The organism is Proteiniphilum acetatigenes DSM 18083 (genome assembly GCF_000380985.1).
GTDB lineage: Bacteria > Bacteroidota > Bacteroidia > Bacteroidales > Dysgonomonadaceae > Proteiniphilum > Proteiniphilum acetatigenes.
On the sequence record NZ_KB905692.1, the window covers coordinates 426,212 to 451,821 of the forward strand.

A 25,610-nucleotide genomic window follows, 5' to 3' on the forward strand; every position below is an offset into this window, starting at 1 on the left:
TGCTGCAAATATATGGTTTTATTATCAATTTCTTTATTTTTAACGGAAAAAGATATAAAAACAAGTCAAAGTAACAATATAACCTTTCTGTCAACGTGTAATTCCTCCCCCAAGGGCTTTATACATATCTACAGTAGCGATCAGTTCATTGAGCGTTGCATCATTGAGAGCAATCTCCGCATCAAATAACTGACGCTGGGAATCAAGCACATCAAGATAACTCACTATACCATTTATATATTGCAATTGTGCTAATTGGTGGTATGAATTGGCAGAATCATACAATTTCTGATGCGACAATCTCATCGTCTTAGCCTTCTCCAGGGAAGAGATCGCATTATTTACCTCGGCAAATACATTCAATACGGTTTTCTCATATTCATATACCTCAGCTTCGTAAGCGGCCTGGGCGGCAGCGTGACGCGCCTTATTTTTTCCGAAGTTAAAAACAGGTCCGGTCAGGAAGCTCGATATAAACCATGTCGGGCTTTGGAGAAAATTGCCCAGTTCGTCACTCTCTCCTCCCAGACGTCCGGTAAGATGGAGTTTGGGGAACATATCGGTCAGCGCCTCTCCTACCATGGCATTTCTCTCAATCAGCCGCTGCTCTGCCTGCAGAATATCGGGTCGGCGACGCAGAAGAGATGAGGGCAAATCGACGGGGAGTTCAGGTGGAAAATCAATCTCGTCGATACGTTGCCCACGGGGAATGAAAGAAGAGGGAAAATCACCCACCAGAATTGCCAGATCATTCTCCTTTAGTTTGATTTCATTCTCTATATCGGGGACCAATGTCTCGGTACGGGCAAGCTCCACCAAACTCTGCCTGTAGGGTATCTCGGATGTGAGTCCGCCCTCATAGCGAAGTTTTGCAAACTGCACCCCCTGTTCTCTCGAGATCAATGTCTGCCTGACGATGGTCAACTGCCTGTCCAGTGCCCTCAACTCGAAATAAGCCTGCGCCACCTGCGCCACAATTGTCAGGCGCAAAGCACGCTGCGCCTCTACCGACTGCATATAGGCGGCCATAGCGGCATCATTCTGCCACCGCAGATTACCCCATATATCAACCTCCCAACCAATACTCATATTCGCTCTGAACTCCGGATCATACACCTGGTCATCTCCGCCATAATTGAGCATTTCTTTTTGCCCTCCAGCTTCTAACGATGCTTCCGGAAGCATGGATGCAAAACTGATCCGCTTGCTGGCAATCATCTCTTTTATACGTGCCGCAGCTATAAGCATATCTTTATTGTTTTCCAATGCTTTATCTATAAGACTCTGCAGCACAGTATCCTGATACAATGTACTCCACCCTATGTCATCAACAGATAATCCGGGGATCTGATCTTCTTTTGAACCGTTAAAATGTGCCGGCATGTCCGCCTGCTCTATCCTGCTGAATTCACGGCCTATTTTACAAGAGCTTAACAAGAAGATCAGCACACATACAATTAATATATAACAGTTAAATGGTTTCATTCTTTTTTTTGCCTTTCTTGTTGTAAAATGCTTTGATTTTATCTCTCATTTTAGGGAATCTGCTCCAGGCGGGTAAGGAGACTTTATTCTTTAATCGATAAAGGAGTACAAAGAAAAAAGGCACAGCTATAATACCCAATACTGTCGCGAAGATCATCCCGAAAAAGACACCCGTACCGATCGAATGGCGACTGGATGAACCGGGGCCTGATGCGAGAACCAATGGAATAAGTCCGAGGATAAATGCAAGTGATGTCATCACAATAGGGCGAAAACGCAATCTCGCCGCATTAATGGCCGCATGGACAGGCTCTATCCCCTTATCTACCTGCACCTTGGCAAATTCAACAATAAGAATAGCATTCTTTCCGGCCAGACCGATCAATGTAACCAGACCTATCTGAAAAAAGATGTCGTTATTCAGTCCCACGGCCCATATCCCCAGGAAAGCGCCCAATGTGGCAACAGGGAAAGAGAGAATGACAGCCATGGGGATAGACCAACTTTCGTATAAGGCCGCCAGGAACAGAAATGCAAAGAGGAATACCAGTGCCAGCACAAGGAATGTACTACCCTGTGCCCTCCGCTCCTGAAATGAAAGGCCACTCCATTCAAGGCCGATATTTTCGGGCAAATGATCCCTTACTATCCGCTCTATCACCGCCATTGCTTCTCCGGAACTATAACCGGCGGCAGGCATAACCTGTATTGATGACGACGTGTACATGTTAAACCGGGATATATTTCCGGGACCGGTAGTATAATCGAGTGAGCCAAGAGAGGTCAGGGGAACCATAGTCCTGTTAGAACCACGGACAAAAAACAGGTTGAGGTCATCTCCTGTCATCCTGAAACTCTGATCAGCCTGAATATACACACGATACACACGGTTAAACATGTTGAAATCATTCACATACGACGCTCCCAGATAGGCGGTCATAGTAGAGAAGATATCCGAAACAGGAACTCCCAGCGCCATAGCCTTATCACGATCGAGATCGAAATAAAGTTGCGGTATTTCCGGTTGCAGAGAGGCGGAGATATTGGCTAACTGGCGACTATTATTGGCGTAGTGTAAAAAGGTGTCGGTAGCGGCGACCAATTCATCCCAGGAAGCCTCCGACCGTGCCTGCAGCTTCATCTCGATACCGCCTGCCTCTCCCAGACCGGGCACCACCGGAGGCCTGCTGGCATAGACTTTGACTTCGGGGTAATGATAAAACTCCTGCCGTATATCATCCATCACATCATCTACTCCCACGTCCCGCTCCTTCCAGGGTTTCAGTATCACGATCAGGGTTGAACGCCCCTGACTCGTACCTACACGAGGGCTCGAACCGGTTGTATTCTGCACATGATCTACTGCTTCATGCCGGTCTATAAAATCTATTGCTCTTTCTGTTACATTCCGCATGCGTTCGATGGTGGCTCCCTCAGGCATCTCCAGTTCTACGGTAAAGAAACCCTGATCCTCCTGGGGAATAAAACTCGAAGGAATGAACCGATTCAACAGAAAGATAAAAATCAATATCATCCCAAACCATAATATGATCCGCCTGGGATGACCGATTGTCTTGTAAATACCTTTTATATATAGCCTGTTCCCCTTGGCAAACCAATTGTCGATCCGCCGGAAGATAATATTTTTCTTGCCGTGTCGTGGCTTCAGGATCAGTGCACACATCGCGGGGCTGAGCGTCAGCGCCACTACAGTAGAGATAAATACGGAGACGACGATGGTGATGGTGAATTGCCGGTACATCGAGCCGACAATACCTCCCAGAAAACTTACGGGAAGAAATACGGCCGCAAGCACCAGTGAAGTAATGATCAACGCTCCTGTCAACTGCCTCATCGCCTTGTGAGTAGCCTCCCGGGCGGTCATCTTGTCCTCCACCATGATACGCTCCACATTTTCTACAACCACGATTGCATCATCCACCACTATTCCGATGGCAAGCACCAATCCCATCAATGTAAGGGTATTCAGTGTAAAGCCCATCATCAGCATAAATCCGAAAGTACCTATTAATGATATCGGCACCGCTATGATCGGGATCATTGCGGTCCTCCAGCTTTGCAGAGAAAGGAATACCACCAGTATAACAAGTATCAATGCTTCAAAGAGCGTTTTATATACTTCCTTTATCGATTCAGAGATATATTCCGTAATATCAAATGGGATCAGATAGTCCAAACCATCGGGAAAATCATCTGATATGGTTTGCATAGCATCTTTTATCTCTTTAGCCACTTCCATGGCATTGGCACCCGGGAGCATATAGACTGTAAGGATCGCAGCATTTTTTCCGTCCAATCCACTTTCTGTGGTATATGTAGAAGCTTCCAGAGAGACACGTGCCACATCGCCGATACGGATAAAAGAACCGTCGCTGTTGGCCCTGACCACCACATCTTCGAATTCCTGCACTGTGGACAAACGTCCCCGTGCGGTAATGGGTATGGATATATCCACCCCTTCGACAGGCGGTTTTCCCAATTCACCCGCTGCTGACTCCCGGTTCTGGTCTCTCAACGCATTCCGCAGATCCTGTACGGTGAGCCCGTAACTGGCCATACGGTCAGGATAAACCCATATCTGCATACCGTAATACCGGCTTCCCACGTTTGACACGCGCCCCACACCGGGAATACGCCGCAATACATCCAGCACATTGATGGTGGCATAATTACTCAAATATATCTCGTCGAACTTAGGATCGTCCGACACAAGCGCCAATGTAACAAGCTGGTTGGAAGCCTGTTTCTCCACAGTAATCCCGTTCTGCAACACTTCGGCAGGAAGGCGTGCCTCAGCCAGTTTTACCCGGTTCTGCACCTCTACCGCTGCCAGATCGACATTCGTATTTACATCAAAAGTAATTGAGATAGTCAATCCTCCGGTATTATTGCTGCTCGACTCCATATAAAGCATCCCGGGAGTTCCGTTCAGTTGCTGTTCAATAGGGGTAGCCACAGCCTGCGAAACGGTAGAGGCATCAGCTCCCGGATAGGATGTGCTGACCCTTACCATCGGAGGAGTTATATTGGGATACTGCTCAATCGGCAACGAAGCAAGTCCTATGATACCAACTATAATAATAAAGAGAGATATTACGGTAGAAAGGACAGGTCTGTCTATAAAAAATCCCTGCTTCATATGCTATCTCCTTGCATTCTGTTTTGTTCATCAGCTTCTATCTCTTCCCGTGTACGGGGAATCACCTTCTGCCCGTGAGTGAGTTTATGATAACCCTCTGTAACAATTTTCTCGTCGGCAGACAAGCCGCGCGTTATAACTACCTTATTACCCTGTTCATACCCGGTCTCCACAAAACGCCTCTCGGCTATACTGTCGGGACGGATGACAAATAAAAAGGCTCCTCCTTTCTCAATGATCAGGGATTTTCGAGGAGCAACCACTACATCTTCCAACACATCCAATAACAGGTTTACCCTTGTAAACTGCCCTGGTAAAAGTTCCTGATTGGTATTGGGAATAGCGGCGCGCACACCAAAAGTACCGGTCTGCGGATCGACCAGCGGCGAAGCAAAATCAACGACTCCCTTCTCTGCGTACGTACTGTTATCAGCCAGTGTGATGGTTACGGTAGGTTGCCATGAGCGGGTAGAGTCCAGCTCTCCCAAACGGACGTTCCGTTGCTGGCTTCTCAGATAATCCAATGCTGTCAATTTGAATTCAACGAGGACCGTATCACGTTCGACCACTGTGGCAAGCAGCGACGATTCCGATTTGCCAACCAGCGTACCTACATCCACATATCGTTCGCTGATATACCCCGACAGGGGCGAACGGACAACCGTATAGCTCAGTTCCAACTCGGCCTGCTCCAACTCGGCCTTACTCATAGAAACACTGGCATCGGCCATCTCCCTGGCAGCGATCGCATTATCGAGATCCAACCGGCTTGCGGCATTCTGTTCATAAAGCGGACGAAGACGTTCCTCATCCCGTCTGGCCTTGGCTGCCATCGCCTCGTCTTTCTTCAGTTGTGCCCTGGCCCGCTCTACTTTGGCCTTATAAGTAGCATTATTGATATAAAAGAGCGGCTCTCCTTCTTCGATCCTTTTTCCTTCTTCAAAAGTCATCTTTTCCAGATATCCCTCCACTCTCGCATGTATCTCCACCTTCCGATAAGCCCGGATGGAACCCACATAATAACCATGGATTTCGATATTGTCCCGTGAAACATTTTCTATCTCCACGACAGGATATATTTCCGCTGTCTCTTTACAGGAATAGAAAGGAAGAAATGAGCATACAAGCATTAACCCTAAAAAGAATCGTCTTTGCATTATACACATAAATTGTTGTAGTTTGTTTGATTAAATAATACCCAACGGAATATATATCCCGGTTATGTATAACAAGTCAGACTTGTTTAACACATCGGAATTAAACATGTTCAATACGTACGTGGGTACTTTTCTCTTTTTAATCTTCGAATTGATTTCAAAAATTGAGCTACGAATAATCGTATTCTCCGGTTTTTACCCAGTTACAGGGTATATTAAACTTTAAACGATAAACAGAAACGGATTAGCAAAACAGGCTGAAAAACAGATTCATAATAAGCACTCACAACTGTTGCTAAACGATTTCCGGTATAGCAAAGGTATAAATATTTTCTTTGAAGGGGCAAAATATACGAAGATGATCCTTACTTAGGACGAGATTATTGACTTTTTTTAACCGGTAAAGGGCCTTTTTCGCTTCTTTTTCAAAAGTTCCCTTTACAGAAATTCCGACGGCAGGATGACTCACACCAATTCTTCCAGTTTCCCCCTGTTTAACACTCTCAATTCTCTTTTATAAAGAGAGATCATCCCTTCCCTGATCATTTCTCCCAGGGTGCGTGCCAAAGAGGGGCGTTGTACACCGAAATATTCCGCCAGTTGGGTCTGGGTACGTCTTAACAGGAAAGAATTGTTTTGCGGAGTTGTGTTTTCCAGTATATAGAGAGATAATTTTCCTTTCAGGCTTTTGATAGACATCATCTGTACCTTTTTCGAAAGAAAAACGGTCATATTGGAAGTGACCTTCATAAAATTGGTCATCAGCATCTCGTTCAACATCATCTCCTTCATCCACATTGATTTTGGGATCACATAAAAAGTACTTTTCTCAGCAGTGATCACATCTACCGGATAACGGTTTTCGGCGGCAACCAGAAAAGCAGGAGCCAACGGTCTGACCGGCTCGATAAACTCTATTTCCAGTACATTTCCCTCTTTTGTCACCATCTCAGTTCGCACCAGGCCATCCATCAACAGATAAAGGAACTGGACGGGATCGCCCTGCCGAACCACGTAGTTTCCTTTATCGACTTCCCGTACTTCAGATACGGAACGCTCCAGGATTTCATCTATCTCCTCTTCGGAGAGACGAAAGAAAAGCGGACAAGAAGATATATTGTAACCAGACATTGCCATTTTATCGTTTTAATACAAAATTACATGATTTTCTGTTGCAAACCGCATCGATGAACAGAAATGGAAATAGAACAGGTAAAATCTACAGCTATCAAAATCGGTTAATCCCAAGGGGTGTAACTACGGTTACACTTTTTGTTGTGATAGTCCAATACCTTTGCAATAAACAATTGCATAAATCAATCATCTGAATTATATGGAAAAAATGTTTTGTTATCAGTGTCAGGAGACGAGTAAAAACCAAGGTTGTACCGTAAAAGGTCTTTGCGGGAAAACGCCTGATGTGGCCAACCTGCAGGATCTATTGATGTTCCTGTGTAAAGGTATCTCCCACTACACTGTTCGTTTAAGGGAATTGGGAATAGAGATTCCCCAGATCAATAAGTTTATTACCGATAGTCTGTTCATGACCATCACCAATGCCAACTTCGACAAGAGCCGTTTTATCACACGTATTTTATTGGCTTATGAAATGCGAAATGCCGCCGAAGAGCGATTGCTTTCCGCAGGTGGCAATAAAGAAGGAATCACTTTTGAGGGAGCCTTCTGGAGAGGAGATACCGAAGAGGAGATGGCCGAAAAGGCATTGGAAACAAATATTCTCACCACTGAAAACGAAGATATCCGTTCACTCCGCGAATTGACGGTCTACGGATTAAAAGGGATGGCTGCCTATGCTGAACATGCCTTCAATCTGGGTTATGAAGAGAATGAGATTTACGGTTTTATGCAGCGTGCTTTGGTGGATGTAACCAACGACTCATTGAACGTCGAAGAGTTGACAGGATTGGTACTGGAAACCGGCAAATACGGTGTGCAGGTGATGGCATTGTTAGATAAGGCAAACACATCGAGCTACGGCAATCCGGAAATCACCAAAGTCAGTTTAGGCGTTCGTAATAACCCCGGCATCCTGATCAGCGGACACGACATGAAAGATATGGAGGAGCTCCTGAAGCAAACCGAAGGGACCGGGGTAGACGTATATACCCATAGTGAAATGCTACCGGCCAACTATTATCCGGCATTCAAAAAATACAATCATTTTGCAGGCAACTACGGTAGTTCGTGGTGGCATCAGACAGAGGATTTTGAACATTTCAACGGCGTAATCCTTTTCACTACTAACTGTATCGTTCCTCCCAGAAAAACTTCTACTTACGGAGACAGGGTATATACTACCGGCGCTTCCGGATTTGAAGGGTTCAAACATATTGAAGACCGCAAAGACGGACAACCCAAAGATTTCTCCGCTCTGATTGAGCATGCAAAAAAATGCGCATCTCCTACAGAAATAGAGAGTGGTGAGATCATCGGCGGATTTGCCCATAACCAGGTCATTGCATTGGCTGACAGAGTAGTAGATGCCGTAAAGACAGGGGCTATCCGCAAGTTCTTCGTGATGGGCGGTTGTGACGGCCGTATGAAAGGGCGCAACTATTACACCGAATTTGCAGAGAAGCTACCTAAAGATACAGTGATCCTTACCGCCGGATGTGCAAAATACCGCTACAACAAACTGCCTTTGGGAGAGATCAACGGTATTCCCCGTGTACTGGATGCCGGACAGTGTAACGACAGCTATTCTCTGGTAAAGATTGCATTGGCGTTGAAAGAAGCCTTCGGCCTTGACGACCTGAATGATCTGCCTATTGCCTATAATATTGCATGGTATGAGCAGAAAGCGGTAATTGTACTGTTGGCATTGCTTTCACTGGGAGTGAAGAATATTCATTTAGGTCCTACCCTGCCTGCATTTCTCTCACCGAATGTGGTCAACGTATTGGTCAACAATTTCGGGATAGCAGGTATCACCAATGTGGATGAAGATATGAAAACACTTTTAAGTGCGTGATAGTAAGGTAAAATTGATTGTTGAAAAGCCGGCTCTGACAAAGCCGGTTTTTTTTATTACAAAAAATATTTGTGAATTTATGAATTCAATAATCATTGATTAATTCCGTATTATAAAAAAAGACTATGGACACAACAATCTCAATATATTACGCATTTCCCATATCAATAAATCTATAACAAAAAAATCCGATCAACCTTTTCGAAAAAAGGAATTAACTGTTTGAAAACAGTCGAGTAGAAAGATGGAGTATTAGAAGCAGATCATTATTTCCTCTTTTCAGTTGTCCGATTTTTTGAATGTTCTTATACGATAAGAGGATATTCGAATGTATATCAAACGAGGTTCTTTCAGTAATGTTTTGGTGCCGGTAAACTGTGTGATCAACACCAGTTGGTAATTCCCTTTAGGCAGAATTAATCTCATCTACAAGACAACGATTTGTCAGAAAGTCTTCATAGATATGGCTTATCAATTTTATCGGAAGATAATTAAATGATACAGCCTCCATAAAGACATTTGACCTATTCCACCCGTCTCGAACCACATTACTAGCATCAGCCAGTTGGAATCGATCCTCAGGTATGGACTGATCTCCTTCACCTTTCCTGTGAAGGACTCCCTGTTCTCTTCTATCAGGTGTTCGAAAATCATTTTCTTTCTCTGGGATAAACCTGCCGGCAGGGAATAACATTCTATTTTTCATACGCTTCGATAAATCTTTTTACCTGATCGGGAGTCAAATTTTTTCCGATAATGTTCTTGTTATCATCTAATAGATATATAACAGGAACTGTAGTAATATTATATAAGCCCATGTATTTTACACTATTGGGGCTCCATCCATTAATCCATCCTAAGAATTTTTGTTTGTTTATATAATCAATCCATTCAGCTTTCGAATTTTTTGTACTTGCTACCTGTATAGCAACAACCTGTAGTCCTTTGTCTCTTCCTTCTTCAAATACCTTATATAGTTCTTCTATCATTATTTTGCAATGGTCACAACCTACGTCCCAAAATAAGATCGCGGTATATTTCGCTGTTACACTTTGCCTGAAGTCTTGTATAATACTTCCTGTATTAAGGTCGGATTTTATTGCCGTGTCTATTGCTGCCTCGAACTGCTCGGGAGATAACGACATCAGCTTTTCTATAGGAGGAGCATATTTGCCCACAAGGCATGGTTTCCGCAGAGCTACTTCAAATCGCAATCTCTCGATTTGTTCAAAATTACTCCATGTGGCATAAGGTATATACCACTTCTCGGCAATATGCACCCATACATTTTCATGTACCATTACAGGACTCTTTACATAGTAGTTAAAAAGAGTCATTAAGATGCAGCGAAATATTTCGTCATTATATTGTGCTTTTATCAATATCTTATCTGTTTCTGCACATATAGTATCGGGATGTTGGGGTATTGCGTCTCCCATATAACCCAAAAGCCTATCAGTATAATAAGGTGTACGCAACAGTTCAGGATCAAATATGTCGAAATTATCAAAATAATGATCTCTATAGTAATCGTACCTATCACCTGGATCGGTCACTTTCCCTTCCATGTCAGTCACAGTAACAGTCGGGGTCGATAAGGGAGGCATAAGAGATCTCAGGTATTTATTCAGATATGTATCTTTATTGGAATTTACTGCTTGGCTGAGATATGCTATTCTTTCTTTTCCGTGCAAAGATTGTATTTCTGCCTGTATAGCTGTTTTCTGCTCGTTAGTCGGAGCTTTTATCCATTGTTCAGTCAATTTCTGTATCTTATTGGTGATGGATAAATTATGACGTTGAAATTGATAAAAGATATCATTTTCTGAGGATGAAGCAAAACGGGCATTATGTATCAAATCTGATATATCAGAATGTATGGTAAATTGCTGTTTGTCCCCCATAATGATATCCATTTTATGATTCCCTATTTTAAGAAAATACAACCCTTTGGGCAACGGTTTATCTCCTTTGAAAACTCCGGAACCCAGATGATCCAGAAACAACGTATCATCAGCTATGAATATATTTTCCCGAGCATAATAATGCCCCAAAATTACCGTATCCTGGATATTCTCAATCGTCACTGCAATCTCATATCCTTGTGAAAATCCAGGTAGTATTACCCCTAAGGATAATATCATGCACCATATATGTTTAATGACCATCATGAGATAGATTCTCTTATTCTTTTAATCATTACCTGATACCTCAAAAGGTTTCTTTCCTATTTTATACCCAGTTCTTTTTGTATCGCTTCCAATGAAATTCCCTTGGTTTCTTTCATGAAAAATATGACCCATATCAATTGCCCGACCATACATACGGCATAGAAAGCAAATGTCAGTCCTCCGGATAGTTGTGCTATAAGCGGGAATGTCCATGAAACGAACGCTGCAGCAATCCAATGGGTGGTTGTCCCCAATGACTGTCCTCTCGCCCTTACCCTATTTGGGAAGATCTCGCTGAGGTAAACCCAGATCACTGCACCCTGGCCAAAGGCATGTGATGCAATGAACAGGAACAGGCTGGCCAGCACCACCCAACTCCCCGTTTGTGTAAAGTCTGTCCCAAGGGTGAAAAAAGTTGCAGATATGGTTACCAGGCTCACGATGTATCCTACAGATCCTATCAACATGAGTCGCTTCCTGCCGAATTTGTCTATGACGAACATCGCCGCTATGGTGAAAACAAGAAAAACCAAACCAACACCCATGGTATTCAACAGCGCCGCGCTCTTTTCAAAACCGGCCATGTTGAATATGTGGGGGGCATAGTAGAGCACGGCATTTACCCCCGACAGTTGGTTGAACAAAGCCAACATGACGGCCAGCGTGATCGGAACCTTGTATTTTTTCGTGAAGAAAGGCTCTTTCAGGGAATGGCGTTCCAAATCCAGGGAAGCCCTGATATCCGCAATTTCCTGCGTTACCACGCCGGGCTCATTACCGCATACAAGGAGTACTTCTTTTGCTGCATCTACAGATCCATTTGCCACCAGCCAGCGCGGACTTTCGGGAATTAAAAATAACAATCCGAAAAACACCGCCGAGGGAATTGCCTCCACACCCAGCATCCAACGCCATTCCACATCCCCTAATTCCAGTGACGCAATGAAATAATTCGACATGTAGGCCAGCAGCATCCCGAAAACAATGTTCAGTTGTGCTGTGGCGACAAGGCGTCCCCTGTATTTTGCAGGCGAAATTTCCGCTATATACATGGGTGACACGACCGAAGCGCCACCAACACCCAATCCGCCGATAAAACGGAAGAATAAAAAACTATACCAATCCCAGGCAAATGCGACTCCGATTGACGATACAAAGTACAGTACGGCAAGCGTGAACAGTACAAACCTCCGTCCGTATCTGTCCGTTGGTTTGCCGATGGCCAAAGCCCCAATAATGGTACCTATCAAAGCACTGGCCACTGTAAGACCTAACTGGAAAGGAGATAAATCATACGTTGTTTCGAGCAATGCCGTGGTGCCGGAAATAACAGCCGTGTCAAAACCGAACAACAATCCCCCCAGGGCTGCTACTATCACTGATAATATTAATGTGCGTTTCATTCTTAGTATTGTTATGGTTTTAGCCCCCGATATGCCCCGCTTTTACGGGCTTTCTGAAAACCTTATCGCTCCTGTAGAACCAATCAGTTGTTGAATCGGCACTTCCAGAAGGCGGGTTCAACTTCGATTTGTACTTCTCATTAACAGGCGGTTTTGATATGACAAGGTTGAGCGGTACAGCAGAGTTTTCGTTTACCACCGCATATTCCGAGTTTTGCGGATGGATATTGGTCCAGCCGTGGTCGCATGGCTGGAAATCAGGCTTTGCCACATACAGCTTTTCCCCTTGTTCCAATACAACGGGAACCAGATCCTTGTTTTCACCGGCAAGTTGCTCCGGTATGATAAAATCCGGGAACATCCGTTCGCCTCTCTTCCTTGAGGTAGTTAGGTATGGACGGTTCTTGTTAACCGGGTGATCGAATGCCCCGGGGTCGATAAATATGCATACTTTGCTTTTGGTAGTGTCCGAAAGCATCGTGAAATCCTCGAATTTCGCAGGAATCATGTCTATGTACCCTTTCTCTTTCCATACACTGTCAAACATACGGCCAGGATCAGCAATCATCACATACGTCCAATCCGGGGACCATGAATCATTCGGGGGCGAAAAATCATTGATAATCTTTTTTGCATCGATTGTTCCCGTAGGAACGTCGGTATCCCCACTGTAAACCTGGGGGTCGAAAACAAACACGTTGTTGTGTGAATGCCTTGGCAGAAAAGGGGATACCAGACCTTTGTTGCACACCACATCATTGATACCGATATAAATGGCGAGAACGGTTTCCGGAACCGCGGGAATCAAATGTGCTATTTCAAGCGTATCGGCGCTCTCTGCCCCGGCCATATACAGTGGAAATTCTCTTAACAGTTTGCAGGAAGTGTCCATGAAGTAGAGATAATCACTTTCGCTAACGGAACTTGCAGGGGGTATTGACAGGTTCATATTTATAGGATTTATTTTGTCAGAAATTTATAGATAATTGTTTCATCATATTTTTCGCCCGGTTGCAATTCAATCGATTCGAAATTCGGTTTGTTAGGCGCGTCGGGATATCCTTGGGGTTCAAAACAAAAAGCGCCATTTTGCAGGTATGCCTTGCCTCCTTTTCCCGGTTTTCCGGTTAAAAAATTACTTGTGTAAAAATGCATGCAGGGCTGTGTGGTATATACTTCGAGAATCCTGCCACTTTTCGGATCAGTGGCTACGGCTGCCAATACCGGATTCAGGTCTTCATTATGGTCAATCACGTAGTTCAGGTCATAGCCCTGGAATTTTGCCATTTTCATTTTTTCAAACCGGGAGCCTATTGTCCGGGGTGTTCGAAAATCAACCGGAAGATTGGCTACGTCAACGATTTCGCCGGTAGGTATCAGGTCATCGTCGGCCACGGTATATTTGTTGGCGTTGATCATTACCTGTTGTTCCAGGATTGTACCGTTGCCTTCTCCCGCCAGATTAAAATAGCTGTGGTGAGTGAAATTCACCACGGTCGTCTCGTCTGTTTTAGACAAATACCTGATTTTTAATTCACTGTCATTACTCAGGGTATAAACGACCTGGCAACTTAAATTGCCGGGATAACCCTCTTCTCCGTCACGGCTAAGGTACGACAGTTTCACTCCTGTTCCGGATTCATTGCTAAACCCTTCTCCCTTCCAGACCACCTTGTTAAACCCTTTGACACCTCCATGCAAATGGTTGGGACCGAAGTCGGGTAACGTGTTTTTTGCCAATGGATAGGTCATACCCCCAACAGCAATGCTTGCGTTCCCGATACGGTTGGCCACGCGGCCGATGGTGGCACCGAAATAATAACCGTCATCCTCGTAGCCTTTGAGATCATCGTAACCTAGTACAATATCTTTTAATTCATGCCGAGTGTCGGGTACTATAATGCTCTTTACTATGGCTCCAAACTCTATAATCTCAATCTCGACCCCGTGCTTATTTTTTAGCAAAAAGGAATGCACTTCTTCTCCATTTTGTGCAATTCCAAAGATTTTTTTAGTTAAAACCATATTATCTGTTTTTATTTGCTGATTTTTTTTTGAATGGGTGTATATCAACACCGCACCCAGTAAAACAAGTACTATTAAACCCCAATATTTATTCTGTTTCATTATTTACCCGGTTTACAATTTATATTGTACTCTCTCTCAATGCTGTGCAGACACAAATATTCCGCCGCTATGTTCATGGTAATCCTAAGATGAGGGCATTAACACCCACATGATTAAAATTTCAACAGCCGATCCTAAACAGAATTATTGCTATTTTATTCTCAGGAAGATGAATTTATTTTCCGATTTTAATCGTTTACTACTATTTGTTAAGTTTAATTACAACATCCATCTGGTTCCACAGATAGTTTATCGCATGTGTCTTCCCGGTTTCATCTTTCATAGCGTCAGACCATACAAGAACCATTTCCGTACCGTCTTCACTGATCCACTTCGGCGACAACTTGGGTTGATATGTCAGATTATCCTTATCGTCGGCAACCCAGTAATCCGTATAATAAAATTCTTTCCATGGACCATACGCATTTTCCGAATACCAGAAGCCCAGGCTTCCTGTTTTTGTATGCATCCATGCGTCATAATAATCTTTTGCGGAATCGGTTAAACGATGACCGCCATAAGTTCCGCCACTAGTCATTATATAAAGACTCAACCCCGGATTCCATACAACGGACGGAAGCCATGAATACCAACCGAAATATTCATTTTTCCCGTTCTTTTGTGGGAAAACATGAACGGCATCACGTTCCTCTATATTCTTAGACCAGGTAGGATTGCCGTTATCCCAACCCGAGAAATATTCCCAGTTATCACGTATTTCTATTTCCGTATTTTTTACACGAGCCAATAATAATCTGTGCGCCTGTGCGCCTTCCGGGGAATAGATGTATAGATAGTCGTCTTTAGCTTCTTTATTGTCTTGTCCATGTTCAACAAACGCACAATATGAAAACGGATATGCTATCTGTCCATCCTGGTATAAACCATATTCTTCCCAAAAGAACATCTCATTTTCTGAGATGTCTTCTTTGGCTTCTTCATCCATGGGATCAATCAAACGGGTTTCACCATACCTGTTGACTCGATACCATGTTTCACCGTTATCTGTCGATTTGAGGAGTTTCATTCCTCTAAAAGGGCCTGACCACCTGTCATTCTGTGTCCTTGATACAAACGAATATATCACGCCGTTCACAGAATATATGCCATAGCCAAACCATCCTTCGCCTTCGTCTTTAAACTTCGGATAATTTGGGACTTCGGATATGGTAAAATCATTCTTACCTCCTTTTAGCCGGTATACGTTATGATGATATTCCTGTCCTTCGTTTAACCAGTCTCCATCATCCATGGATACCATTATGTTCCCGTCCTTGAGCCATGTCATGCACCAGTTATCGCCTGTATGGCCTACACGTTTTATCGTTTCCCGCTTAAAATCAATTCCAGCCGGGTTCTTACTATCCTGATTGGAGTTACTATCCTGATTGGCGTTATTGCAGGAAACAATATAAAAAACCATCAATAAAGTTATACCTATTAGCCTTAAACCTATTTTCATCTTCTGTAATTTATTTACTTTTTTGTTATAAACTTTGTTGCCAATCAGCCCCAAAGAGTATAGATTATGCTTACTTTCTGATAATTTATCTGATAACTGAGAGTTCATGATTCGTTATGAACTCTCAGTTTCAAAAAGACTTTATGTTTTATAAAAAATAAAATGGATATCAAAGATCTGTCGCACCCAAACCTGACTGAATAGGCCATCCGGGATTTTGATATATCGGCGAATTGGCATAATCTCCTCCTGAAGATGTTATTACGAAATGCTCCATCGCAATCGGAGTGAGATAATGAGCTAAAGTCCATCTACATCCCTGATATGAATGGGTTGTGGAACTGAGGGCATAAGGTCGTAAATAGTCTCCTAATACAGGATTCGATACTATTGGGGTAGCATCGCCATACTGCAACTGTTCAGAAGTATACCAGGATGTCATGTCGCTATTCCATAGCTTAAATCCTTCAATATGATAAGGCGTGGTTATCATCTGATCAAGAGCCCTCCATCGTTTTAAGTCCATGTGTCTGAACCCCTCAGCCATTAATTCGCAACGACGTTCACGCCGTATATTATAAAGCGTAGGATCTATCAATTGTCCTGCCGAATATGCTCCCCAGTCTTTAGTTTCTTTCGACATATCGGTTGCCGCTATTGTAGCGCCAAAATTATTGTCGACCTTAGCCCTGTTACGTATAGCCCTCCAGTAACGTTCTGCAGTTTCGTCCAACACGCCGTTTTTTTCGTAATAAGCTTCGATATAATTAAGGTATGCCTCTGTAGCCCTGAATATAAGACAACCTGTATACCCCAATCCGTTACCAAAATGTTTAGCGTCATAATTCAAACCTTTACGAATGGTATAACCAGAGGTATATTTCTCTGAATGTACGGATCTATCAATAGCAGGAACCGGTTCAACAGGGATTGCATGAGTGCCGTCAGAGTGTTCCCTCAGAATATTTTTTTGTCCCGGTTCTTTTAAAAATAAAACCAAACGACCGTCCCTTCCTTCTTTTACATCAGATATTGAATTGTCGCCTCTATAATTGCCGTCAGCATATATAGGTAATCCGGATGCCATAAGAAAACTTTCAACCAGACTACGGGTAAGACCTACACCATCATTGTTCCCTCCGGCATATACCGGCACATTATGGGTAACCCCCTGCGATTTGCTATATTGTCTCCAAAGCAGAACCTCGCTGTATATATTCATGTCCTCATTGCTGAACATATTAAAATAAGGATTGGTATTATCCAGGGCTTCAATTATTCCGTTATTTTCAACAAGCGCCACTGCCTCGGCAACTATCTTAGAAGCATCAATAGCCTGGTTAAGAAAATATTCAATCTCTCCGTCGATACTACCAGACGGAAACTGATAATTTGCATTATAATCTTTATCTGCACCCGGCCATCCCGGGCCATTGGGCACTAAAGCCGTACCCTTGAAGTATTTAAGCCAGGTGCCTTCATATAGCGCTACGCGCGACTTCAACAAATAAGCGCTGTTTTGTGAAATCCTTGTTTTATTTTCATTTGGTCCACTATTACGAAGCAACATAATTGCAGAGTCTAGGTCGGAAATAATAAAGCGGGCAACTTCGGTATGCGGATCACGTTTGCTTGACTCTACAAGAGTTTCCATAATATCCGGCAAAGGCTCTCTGATGATGGGAAAATCACCAAATGTATGCAAACGGTAAAAATATTCGTATGCACGCAGGAAATACATCTCGCCAATGTAATGTTCAATGTAATTTGCATTACCTGAAATCAACCCTTCTTTCCAGCGGGGTACAACCGTATGAAGGAAGTAATTTATTTTACGGATATTGTCAAAATTCCATTCACCGCCGGAAGCAGGTACTCTCCATTCGCCGGGTACGTATTTTGCGTCGAACGACATTCCTGTCATATTATCGCTTACAGCGTCAATACCAAAGGTACCAAATGTTCGCCCTGTGTGAGTCGGGAGAATTGCATCATACTGATTAATGGCATACGCGCCAAGCTGCTCCTCTTCCCACAGGTACTGGTCGGGAGATATATCAGACAAAGGTTCTCTGTCTAAGAAATCATTACATGACGTTACCAAAAGTACGACTATACTTGTAATAGAGAATAAATATGTTTTTAATGTTTTCATTGCATTCATTTTAGAAATTAACACTTAAACCGAGAGAAAATACTTTCGACAGTGGATAAACGCTACCGTTCCACCCGCCGCCGACGGTTTCCGGATCGAACATTTTCGGCATTTTTGTTGCTGTCCATATATTTTCGCCTGAAACATACACCCTTAGTCTCTGGATACTGAATTTAGAAGTGAAATCTGTAGGCAAGGTATACCCTAATTGTATATTCTTTAACCTTATATAAGAAGCATCCAACAAGTATCCTGATTGAGTCTGTATATTTTTACTCGTATTAAAAACCGGACGCGGGTAATATGAGTCTATATTCAGCCCTAACGGATGATTGGGGTCATCCCTGAAATAATCCATGTGTTCTATCAAACCGGTGGAACTCCACATACTGCTTGTCGCACCCCAAAAGAAATAACTATCCTGGAAATAGTCCCTCTTCATAACACCTTGGAAAAAAGCGCGAAAGTCGAAGCCTTTCCAGTCGGCACCCACATCAAAACCAAATGAGAAACGCGGGGTACTATTCCCAATTATTTTCCGGTCACCGGGATCATTCACCGTCTGGGCTCCTTCATTAATTTCTCCGTTGCCGTCAAGGTCTGCATACATTATATCGCCTGCTCCCCATTGAGCACCCAAAGGATTTTGACCACCATTGGGTAAAGTGGCCAGATGGGCGTCCATTTCTTCCTGCGTCTTTGCAATCCCTATGGTTTCATATCCCCATATTTCACCGAGTTTCTGTCCCGCCCTGTAGGTCCAGATAAAGCCCTGTTCGTTGGGGTATCGTGTTACTTCCGTTTGATAGTCGGAAAGAAGGAAACGAAAGTTATATCCTAATCCGTTATTAAGCCTGTCTGTCCAGGCTATATCAGATTCAAACCCCCATGTTTTTAAGTCGGTATTGTTGAATCTGGGTTCATCAATGCCCAAAATAGCCGGTAATTCAGGCGCAGGACCTACCATATCTAAAGTATATCTCATAAAATAATCAAAACTCGCGGTCAATCTGTTATTAAACAGACCCAAATCTAAACCTATATCATAGCTGCGTACACGCTCCCATGTCCATAAAGAACTGACCAGCGGAGGTATTCCGGCAGTATTGGGCTTATTGCCATTCACCAGCCATTCACCATTGGTAATACCTATCGGCATCGTGACATAAGTGGGATACAGGCTATTCGTATTCTGGTTTCCCAATTCACCATAAGATACTCTGACTTTCACAGTATTTGCAACAGGTATAAGCGGCTGCCAGAATGGTTCCCGGGCAATATTCCATCCTGCGGAAACCGACGGGAACCAGTTCCATCGTTTATCTTCTCTGAACCGGGAAGTTCCATCATATCTCAAATTGGTTTCAAACAGGTATTTTTCTTTATAATTATAGTTTAATCGCCCGAAGAAACCGGCGGTTGACCAATCAGAATAAATGCCACTGACCTCGGGAGTGACGGGCTCTCCCGCCGGCCCGATACCTGTAGTAGTTTGAATGGTAGGGATCGAAGGAACTATTATACCCAATCTTTTTGCAGACAAATTGCGTGTATAGTTTACTTCCGACTGAAATCCGACCATAACTTTGACATTGTGACTGTCTGCAAAACTGCGAAAATACTCCGTATAAATGTTCGGATTGAAGAAATTTACTTTCTGAGCATATTCATATACTTCCGTATTAGAATTATGTTCATAAGGGTTGCCGTCAACATCATGATTGTATAATTTTTGGCGATCCCAATGTATGAAAGTGTTATGCGTTTTAAAATTCAAATCCCCGAATATTTTCAAGTCTTTTACCGGTTCTAATGTAAATTGTAACTGTTGGTACAACCAGTCATTCTGTTGCCTGTTTCTGCCCCCGTCGCGCAATCCAAGAGCAGGTGAAGGCGAACTGAACAAATATCCGTTGGGATCATAAAGGGGTAAATTAGGCCAGCCCTGGCTCCCGATATTTGCATAAACACCGCTCCCTAATGCATATGGTTGTTCATGATTTTCTCTTATATACCTTGTTGTATAGTTTACAGAAACCCAGTCTGTAAGGTGAACATTTACTTTGGCTGTTCCGGCAAAACGGTCAAAAAGATCCTGCCCGAAATTCAGTAGGCCGTCTTGATTTAGATAATTACCGGACAAATAATACCCTATTTTATCGGTTCCTCCCGTTACACTCAGGTTATGTTCGTGGGAAAAGGCTGTTTCTCTGAATATTGCTCTATACCAATCGATATTATCATAACCGCAGGAATATCCGTCATAATATTGAGGATTACCCCAGCAATTGGATAAGTTTATGGTTGATCTGCCTTCCTGAAAATCTTTAATCTTCTGCAGGTAATCCTCACTAAAGAAACCTGATGCACCCCTGTTTTTATCCGCATCGTTAAAATAAAGGGCAAAAGAGTATGAATCAGCCATCTTTGGCAACAATATAGGAGAGTTCCATCGTAAACTGTTGTTATAATTAACTTTTGGTTTCCCTGCCTGCCCTTTTTTAGTCGTTACCAATATTACCCCAAAAGCAGCGCGTGAACCATAAACAGCAGCCGATGAGGCATCCTTTAGCACAGAAATATTATCAATATCCTGGGGGTTAATCGCATTGAGGTCTCCTTCCATCCCATCAATCAATATCAGCGGATTTGAAGTTGATCCTTCGCCAATTGTACCGATCCCCCTGATATCAATAGACGTTTTGTCATCAAGGGCTCCATTTGTCTGGGTAACATTCAACCCGGTCACCAACCCCTGCAGAGCCTGTGTGGCATTTTGCACCGGACGACCCTCAAGAACTTTCGAATCAACTGTACCCACGGCTCCCGTCAAATTCACTTTCTTTTGAGTACCAAAACCCACCACTACCAATTCATCCAATGCCTGAGTATCTTCCTGCAAAACGATCTCGAAGAATGATTTTCCGATCGTGTTAATATCCTGAGCTAAATAACCGATATACGAAACATGGAGTGTAGCATCTTCTTCCACTTGTAAAGAAAAATTCCCGTTCACATCCGTTACCGTGCCATTTGTGGTCCCTTTTTCCACAATATTGGCACCAATAATGGATTCTCCATCTTTATCGGTAATGGTACCGGTAATTGTCTTTTTTTGTTGTTGGACAACATTTTCTTCATGCACAATATTATCCGAGGCTTTTTTTATAATGTAAACTGAACGGTCGGAAACAAAATATGTATTACCCGTAGCGCTGAGTATCTCGTTCAGGATCTGTTCAATTGTCCCGTTATCGGCATTTACCGTAACTTTCCTGTTCACATCGAGAATATCGTCCTGATAAAAGAAAATAAATTCGCTGTTCTTTTCTATTTCGGAGAAGACCTGTTTAACAGTCTTGTTCTTTAGATTAAGGGATATCTTTGTCGACTGGGAATAACTGTTACGGAGTTACTAACTTTGCTGGGACAAAAAGTTAAGCATAAAAAACTTACATTTGTCAAAGTATGAGAAAACAAAGAACACATTATGACAAGGCATTTAAAGATAATGCCGTCAAATTAAGTTTCGAGCGGAAGAATGTTTCCGAACTCGCACACGAATTGGGCATATCACCTGCACTATTGTATCGCTGGTGCAAAGAGTACCGGGAACGTGGGGAAAGCAGTTTCCCGGGCAACGGAGTCCGTTCTCGTGAAAGAGAAGCCGGAAGGGTTGCAGAACTGGAAAAACGCCTTAAAGAGGCTGAAACAGAGCGTGACATATTAAAAAAAGCCTTAGGCATCATCTCCACGAGCGATCGTTGATTTATCAATTTATAAAGGATTACAACTCGAGGGAGTGGACGATTGGGATGATGTGCAGAGTATTGAGTGTATCTCGCAGCAGTTATTACCGTTGGATTAAGAACCCTATAAATAAACGAGAACAAAAGCATATGGAACTTAGCCGAGAGATTAAAGATGCATACTTCGATGCCAAGGGGCGCAACGGCAGTCCCAGGTTGGCTAAAGATTTGCAAGCATCCGGAGTCAATGTTTCCAGAACAACTGTTGCCCGTCATATGAGAAATATGGGATTGCGCAGCAAGCTTTCTAAGAAGTTTAGGGTAACCACTGATGCATCCCACAATTACAATGTAGCGCCTAATTTGCTTAACCGTGAGTTCAATCAAAAAGAACCAATGAGGGCTTGTGTGTCCTACATTACTTACATCTGCTGTAAGGATGGATTCCTTTACCTTACGTGCGTGATTGATCTTTTTGATCGAAAACTCATTGGGTGGTCTATCAGCGATAATTTGACTGCTTCCGGCACTGTCATACCGGCTATCAGGATGGCCAACCGAAACAGACCGTTTAAAGAAGGGATGATCTTTCACTCTGACAGGGGCATTCAATATGCCTGCAAACAGACCGTTAATTTGTTGCAGTACCATAGGGTAGAGCAAAGCATGAGCGGGAAAGGCAACTGTTGGGATAATGCGGTGGCTGAAAGTTTCTTTAAATCTTTCAAAACCGAGTTGATTTATGGTACCAAGCTTAAAACAAAAGAGCAGATGTGCTTGGATGTATTTGAATATATTGAATCCTGGTATAATCATAAAAGAAGATTCTCAGCATTGGGTAATTTGACTATTGATGAATTTTGGAAACAGTACAATATTAAAAAACAATTAATTAAAAATGTTGCTTAACTTATTGTCTCAAATAAGTTGGCAATTCCAGTACAGTATTGTTGTCAAAAAGAATCAAAATCACCCGACAGATTATATCAAAATCACCTTACAAATCACATCAAAATCACCCGATAAATCATATTAAAATACATTAAACCACAGTTTATGTAACTTCGGTTACAATTTATACTGATTCTAAATAGTATTTTTGTGAGCAACATGAGATATTTTTATCAAATCAAAAAGTATAGACGGGATCTTTCCAGTAAATACAACAGGATGAAAATGTCCCCCACAAATAACAAATAAAAACAGAGATTATGGCAACATACGAAAAATCAAAAGTCATCGCCCTCGAAGAATCGATAGATTACGCTTCCGGCGGGGTAGTCAGCAAACAAGTCACCAAAAACAAAGTAGGGAATATCACTCTCTTCTCTTTCGATAAAGACCAGGGGCTGACCGAACATACCGCAAACTACGACGCTTTTGTACAGATACTGGACGGAGAAGCTGAAATACGGATTGGCGGTGTACCGCATCTTCTGAAAAAAGGAGATTGCATCATCATGCCGGCTAATATACCCCATGCTCTGACAGCCGTTGAGCGCTTCAAGATGCTGCTGACTATGATCCGCGGAGAAGAATAAAAGGGTAGAAACTGACCGGTAAAATAAACTTTATATATGAGCGAATTCATCAATAACTCAACGCAGCGCAAAGAGATGCTGCGTCATCTCCTTCTCAGGCTGCACGAAGGGGACAATCCCGAAATATTGCGCCAACGGATGATTGAAGTGCTGAAAAGCATTCCCTACCACGAAGTAGTGGAGGTAGAGCAGGAACTGATCAACAGCAATGCACTTACCGAACAGGAGATACTTGAATTCTGCGACCTGCATACGGCGGTACTCGACGGGAGCATCGACCAGCAAGGGGCAAAACAAATACCTGCAGGCCATCCGGTAGACACTTTCAAGAAAGAGAATATCGCTATCCGCCAACAGATCGAGGCATACGAAGAGATAAAGAAAAAGATTGCGGATATCACCGATGCACAAGTGACGGGATATGTACTTCAACTGCGTACCATCTTCAACAACTTCTCCGATATCGACAAGCATTACAAACGGAAGGAGTATCAACTTTTCCCGTTTCTGGAAAAACACCTGATCACCGGGCCGCCCAAAGTGATGTGGGGTAAACATGATGAGACACGAGAATTACTAAAAAATTCGCATGAAGCGCTTGCATCACCTATTTCCAGAGCGGAAGAGTTAAGATCGATTATACAGTTGGTGCTTGACCACACGGTAGAGATGATTGCCGGAATGATCATGAAAGAGGAGGAGATTCTCTTGCCGATGTCTATGGATACGCTTACTGAAGATGAATGGTACAAAATCTATCAGGAGACGCCGGAATTTGGTTATTGCCTGATCGATCCGGAGGATGAATGGGCGCCGGGCGGTGTGAAGGTGGAAAAACAGGAATATGTGACAGCCGATGCCATCCGTCTCTCTTCAGGCGCATTTAATCTGGACGAGTTAGAGGCTCTGTTCCTGCACTTACCTATCGACATCACCTTTGTAGATAAGAACGACAAGGTACGTTTCTTCTCGCACAGTCCCAACCGCGTTTTCGAACGCAACCGGTCCATCATTGGCCGCGATGTACGGATGTGCCACCCGCCCGGCAGTGTACATATAGTGGAGCAGATACTCACCGATTTCAGAAGCGGGAAAGAGAACAAGGCTGTTTTCTGGATGTCGAATTTTCAGGGACGTTTTATTTACATCGAATATTCTGCCGTCCGCGGGAAAGAAGGTGAATACCTCGGTGTAGTGGAGGTGACACAGGATATCACCACCATGCGAAAGCTGGAAGGCGACCAACGTTTGTTATCGTATGAGCAGAGATAGAATAGATATCACACCCGACACAAAGGTGGCTGAACTACTGAAGAATTATCCGGAATTAGAGGGGATCATTCTTCAGTTCTCACCCGCTTTCGCAGCACTGAAAAACCCGGTGCCACGAAATACAGTGGCTAAAGTAACTTCGCTGCAGCAGGCCGCCAAAGTGGGGAATGTCAATGTAGTAGACATGGTAAACACATTACGGAAAGAAGCCGGAATGCCTGAATTGGGGGAAGATTTTTGTCCTGACGGGGAAGAGGTGTCTGTTCCTTTCTCACACGAAATCTCCGAAACGTCCGTTGTATTTACCCTGGATGTACGCCCGATCATCAAAGCAGGGGATCATCCCAAAGATTTGGTTATTTCACAGGCTGAAAAGTTGTTGCCCGGAGAATGTATGGAACTGATCTCTCCTTTTCCTCCGGTTCCATTGATCAACCTACTGCAAAGTAAGGGATTCAAGGTTACAATGCTTACACCGGAAAAGGAATTGGTCAGGACCTTTGTGAAAAGATGATTTGGATAACTTTCGCATCAGAAAAAGTTTTATCTTATTAAAAAGGATTACCTATATCTTACTTATTATTTGAATGTACTTACCTTTCGCTTTGGCTTCGAGATACAAGCGATATAGACTCCCTTTTTCGTCTAAAGACCCGAAGACAACTTTATCTGCTATCTCAATGATATAATTGTTTCGGGTAAAACAACTTTGTCGGGATTGACGCATTATCGTCTGCGAAACAGGTGAAATAAGTAGAAGTCGCTTCTCTTTCAAAGGATTTTGCAAAAGATCGGGGATTTGTTTGTAAAGCACCCTCCCCATAACCAATATGATGGGTTGCTCAGTATGGCTATCGGAGAAATTTTCCTACTGCTCAAAAAAGCTGTTTTTGGCAATTTCAGTAAATCATTATTTCCAGGAAAGGGCAAATTACA

General features: G+C 43.2%; 19 protein-coding genes. 6 read left to right on the forward strand and 13 right to left on the reverse strand.

Annotated features, from left to right (window positions below; all coding sequences use genetic code 11):
• Positions 1-90: 90 nt before the first annotated feature.
• The 4 genes from F597_RS0101470 to F597_RS0101490 all read right to left on the reverse strand — a co-directional run bounded on the left by F597_RS0101470 (position 91) and on the right by F597_RS0101490 (position 6,933).
• Positions 91-1,485, reverse strand: coding sequence for an efflux transporter outer membrane subunit (locus F597_RS0101470; RefSeq protein ID WP_019537932.1), 1,395 nt, complete (start codon positions 1,483-1,485; stop codon positions 91-93).
• Entirely contained in the window at positions 1,472-4,645 is a 3,174-nt protein-coding gene (locus F597_RS0101475; protein WP_019537933.1) for an efflux RND transporter permease subunit, read from the reverse strand. The genes F597_RS0101470 and F597_RS0101475 overlap by 14 nt, the downstream gene beginning before the upstream one ends.
• A complete protein-coding gene (locus F597_RS0101480; protein ID WP_026327003.1) occupies positions 4,642-5,802 on the reverse strand; it encodes an efflux RND transporter periplasmic adaptor subunit in 1,161 nt (386 codons plus the stop codon). The genes F597_RS0101475 and F597_RS0101480 overlap by 4 nt, the downstream gene beginning before the upstream one ends.
• A 465-nt stretch (positions 5,803-6,267) precedes the next feature.
• Positions 6,268-6,933: a Crp/Fnr family transcriptional regulator gene (locus F597_RS0101490; RefSeq protein WP_019537936.1), complete on the reverse strand. Its 666-nt coding sequence runs from the start codon at positions 6,931-6,933 to the stop codon at positions 6,268-6,270.
• Between the two features lie 211 nt (positions 6,934-7,144).
• Here F597_RS0101490 and hcp point away from each other — a divergent pair, with 211 nt between their 5' ends.
• Positions 7,145-8,794 carry a hydroxylamine reductase gene (gene hcp / locus F597_RS0101495; RefSeq protein ID WP_026327004.1) on the forward strand — a complete coding sequence of 550 codons (1,650 nt, stop codon included), beginning with the start codon at positions 7,145-7,147 and terminating at the stop codon, positions 8,792-8,794.
• A gap of 279 nt (positions 8,795-9,073) precedes the next feature.
• On the opposite strand, the gene F597_RS22525 is transcribed toward hcp, so the two are convergent.
• The 9 genes from F597_RS22525 to F597_RS0101535 form a co-directional block, all read right to left on the reverse strand.
• Complete coding sequence (locus F597_RS22525; RefSeq protein ID WP_169337958.1) at positions 9,074-9,220, reverse strand: hypothetical protein; 147 nt, start codon at positions 9,218-9,220, stop codon at positions 9,074-9,076.
• A gap of 51 nt (positions 9,221-9,271) precedes the next feature.
• Positions 9,272-9,448, reverse strand: a complete 177-nt coding sequence (locus tag F597_RS22260; RefSeq protein WP_157278866.1) for a hypothetical protein — start codon at positions 9,446-9,448, stop codon at positions 9,272-9,274.
• A gap of 41 nt (positions 9,449-9,489) precedes the next feature.
• Positions 9,490-10,938: a DUF5106 domain-containing protein gene (locus tag F597_RS0101505; protein WP_019537939.1), complete on the reverse strand. Its 1,449-nt coding sequence runs from the start codon at positions 10,936-10,938 to the stop codon at positions 9,490-9,492.
• Positions 10,939-11,021: 83 nt separating this feature from the next.
• The gene (locus F597_RS0101510) at positions 11,022-12,368 is read right to left on the reverse strand and encodes a sugar porter family MFS transporter (RefSeq protein ID WP_019537940.1); all 1,347 of its coding nucleotides are present in this window, start codon (positions 12,366-12,368) and stop codon (positions 11,022-11,024) included.
• 19 nt (positions 12,369-12,387) lie between these two features.
• On the reverse strand, positions 12,388-13,317 hold the full coding sequence (locus F597_RS0101515; RefSeq protein ID WP_019537941.1) for a hypothetical protein: 930 nt from the start codon (positions 13,315-13,317) through the stop codon (positions 12,388-12,390).
• A gap of 11 nt (positions 13,318-13,328) precedes the next feature.
• A complete protein-coding gene (locus tag F597_RS0101520) occupies positions 13,329-14,393 on the reverse strand; it encodes an aldose epimerase family protein (protein WP_157278869.1) in 1,065 nt (354 codons plus the stop codon).
• A 304-nt stretch (positions 14,394-14,697) separates the two neighbouring features.
• Positions 14,698-15,957: a glycoside hydrolase family 183 protein gene (locus F597_RS0101525; protein WP_157278872.1), complete on the reverse strand. Its 1,260-nt coding sequence runs from the start codon at positions 15,955-15,957 to the stop codon at positions 14,698-14,700.
• 169 nt (positions 15,958-16,126) lie between these two features.
• Positions 16,127-18,112 (reverse strand): RagB/SusD family nutrient uptake outer membrane protein, encoded by a 1,986-nt coding sequence (locus F597_RS0101530; RefSeq protein WP_026327006.1) that lies wholly within the window; start codon positions 18,110-18,112, stop codon positions 16,127-16,129.
• Positions 18,113-18,122: 10 nt separating this feature from the next.
• Positions 18,123-21,425 carry a TonB-dependent receptor gene (locus F597_RS0101535; RefSeq protein ID WP_081624303.1) on the reverse strand — a complete coding sequence of 1,101 codons (3,303 nt, stop codon included), beginning with the start codon at positions 21,423-21,425 and terminating at the stop codon, positions 18,123-18,125.
• Between the two features lie 155 nt (positions 21,426-21,580).
• Between F597_RS0101535 and F597_RS0101540 the strand changes: the two genes are divergently transcribed.
• The 5 genes from F597_RS0101540 to F597_RS0101560 all read left to right on the forward strand — a co-directional run bounded on the left by F597_RS0101540 (position 21,581) and on the right by F597_RS0101560 (position 25,188).
• Positions 21,581-21,880, forward strand: a complete 300-nt coding sequence (locus tag F597_RS0101540) for a transposase (RefSeq protein WP_019537946.1) — start codon at positions 21,581-21,583, stop codon at positions 21,878-21,880.
• On the forward strand, positions 21,877-22,770 hold the full coding sequence (locus F597_RS0101545; RefSeq protein WP_019537947.1) for an IS3 family transposase: 894 nt from the start codon (positions 21,877-21,879) through the stop codon (positions 22,768-22,770). Before F597_RS0101540 ends, F597_RS0101545 begins: the two co-directional genes overlap by 4 nt.
• Positions 22,771-23,072: 302 nt before the next feature.
• The gene (locus F597_RS0101550; RefSeq protein ID WP_019537948.1) at positions 23,073-23,402 is read left to right on the forward strand and encodes a cupin domain-containing protein; all 330 of its coding nucleotides are present in this window, start codon (positions 23,073-23,075) and stop codon (positions 23,400-23,402) included.
• A gap of 36 nt (positions 23,403-23,438) precedes the next feature.
• Positions 23,439-24,674, forward strand: a complete 1,236-nt coding sequence (locus tag F597_RS0101555; RefSeq protein ID WP_019537949.1) for a DUF438 domain-containing protein — start codon at positions 23,439-23,441, stop codon at positions 24,672-24,674.
• Entirely contained in the window at positions 24,661-25,188 is a 528-nt protein-coding gene (locus F597_RS0101560; RefSeq protein ID WP_019537950.1) for a DUF1858 domain-containing protein, read from the forward strand. The genes F597_RS0101555 and F597_RS0101560 overlap by 14 nt, the downstream gene beginning before the upstream one ends.
• Positions 25,189-25,610 lie beyond the last annotated feature (422 nt).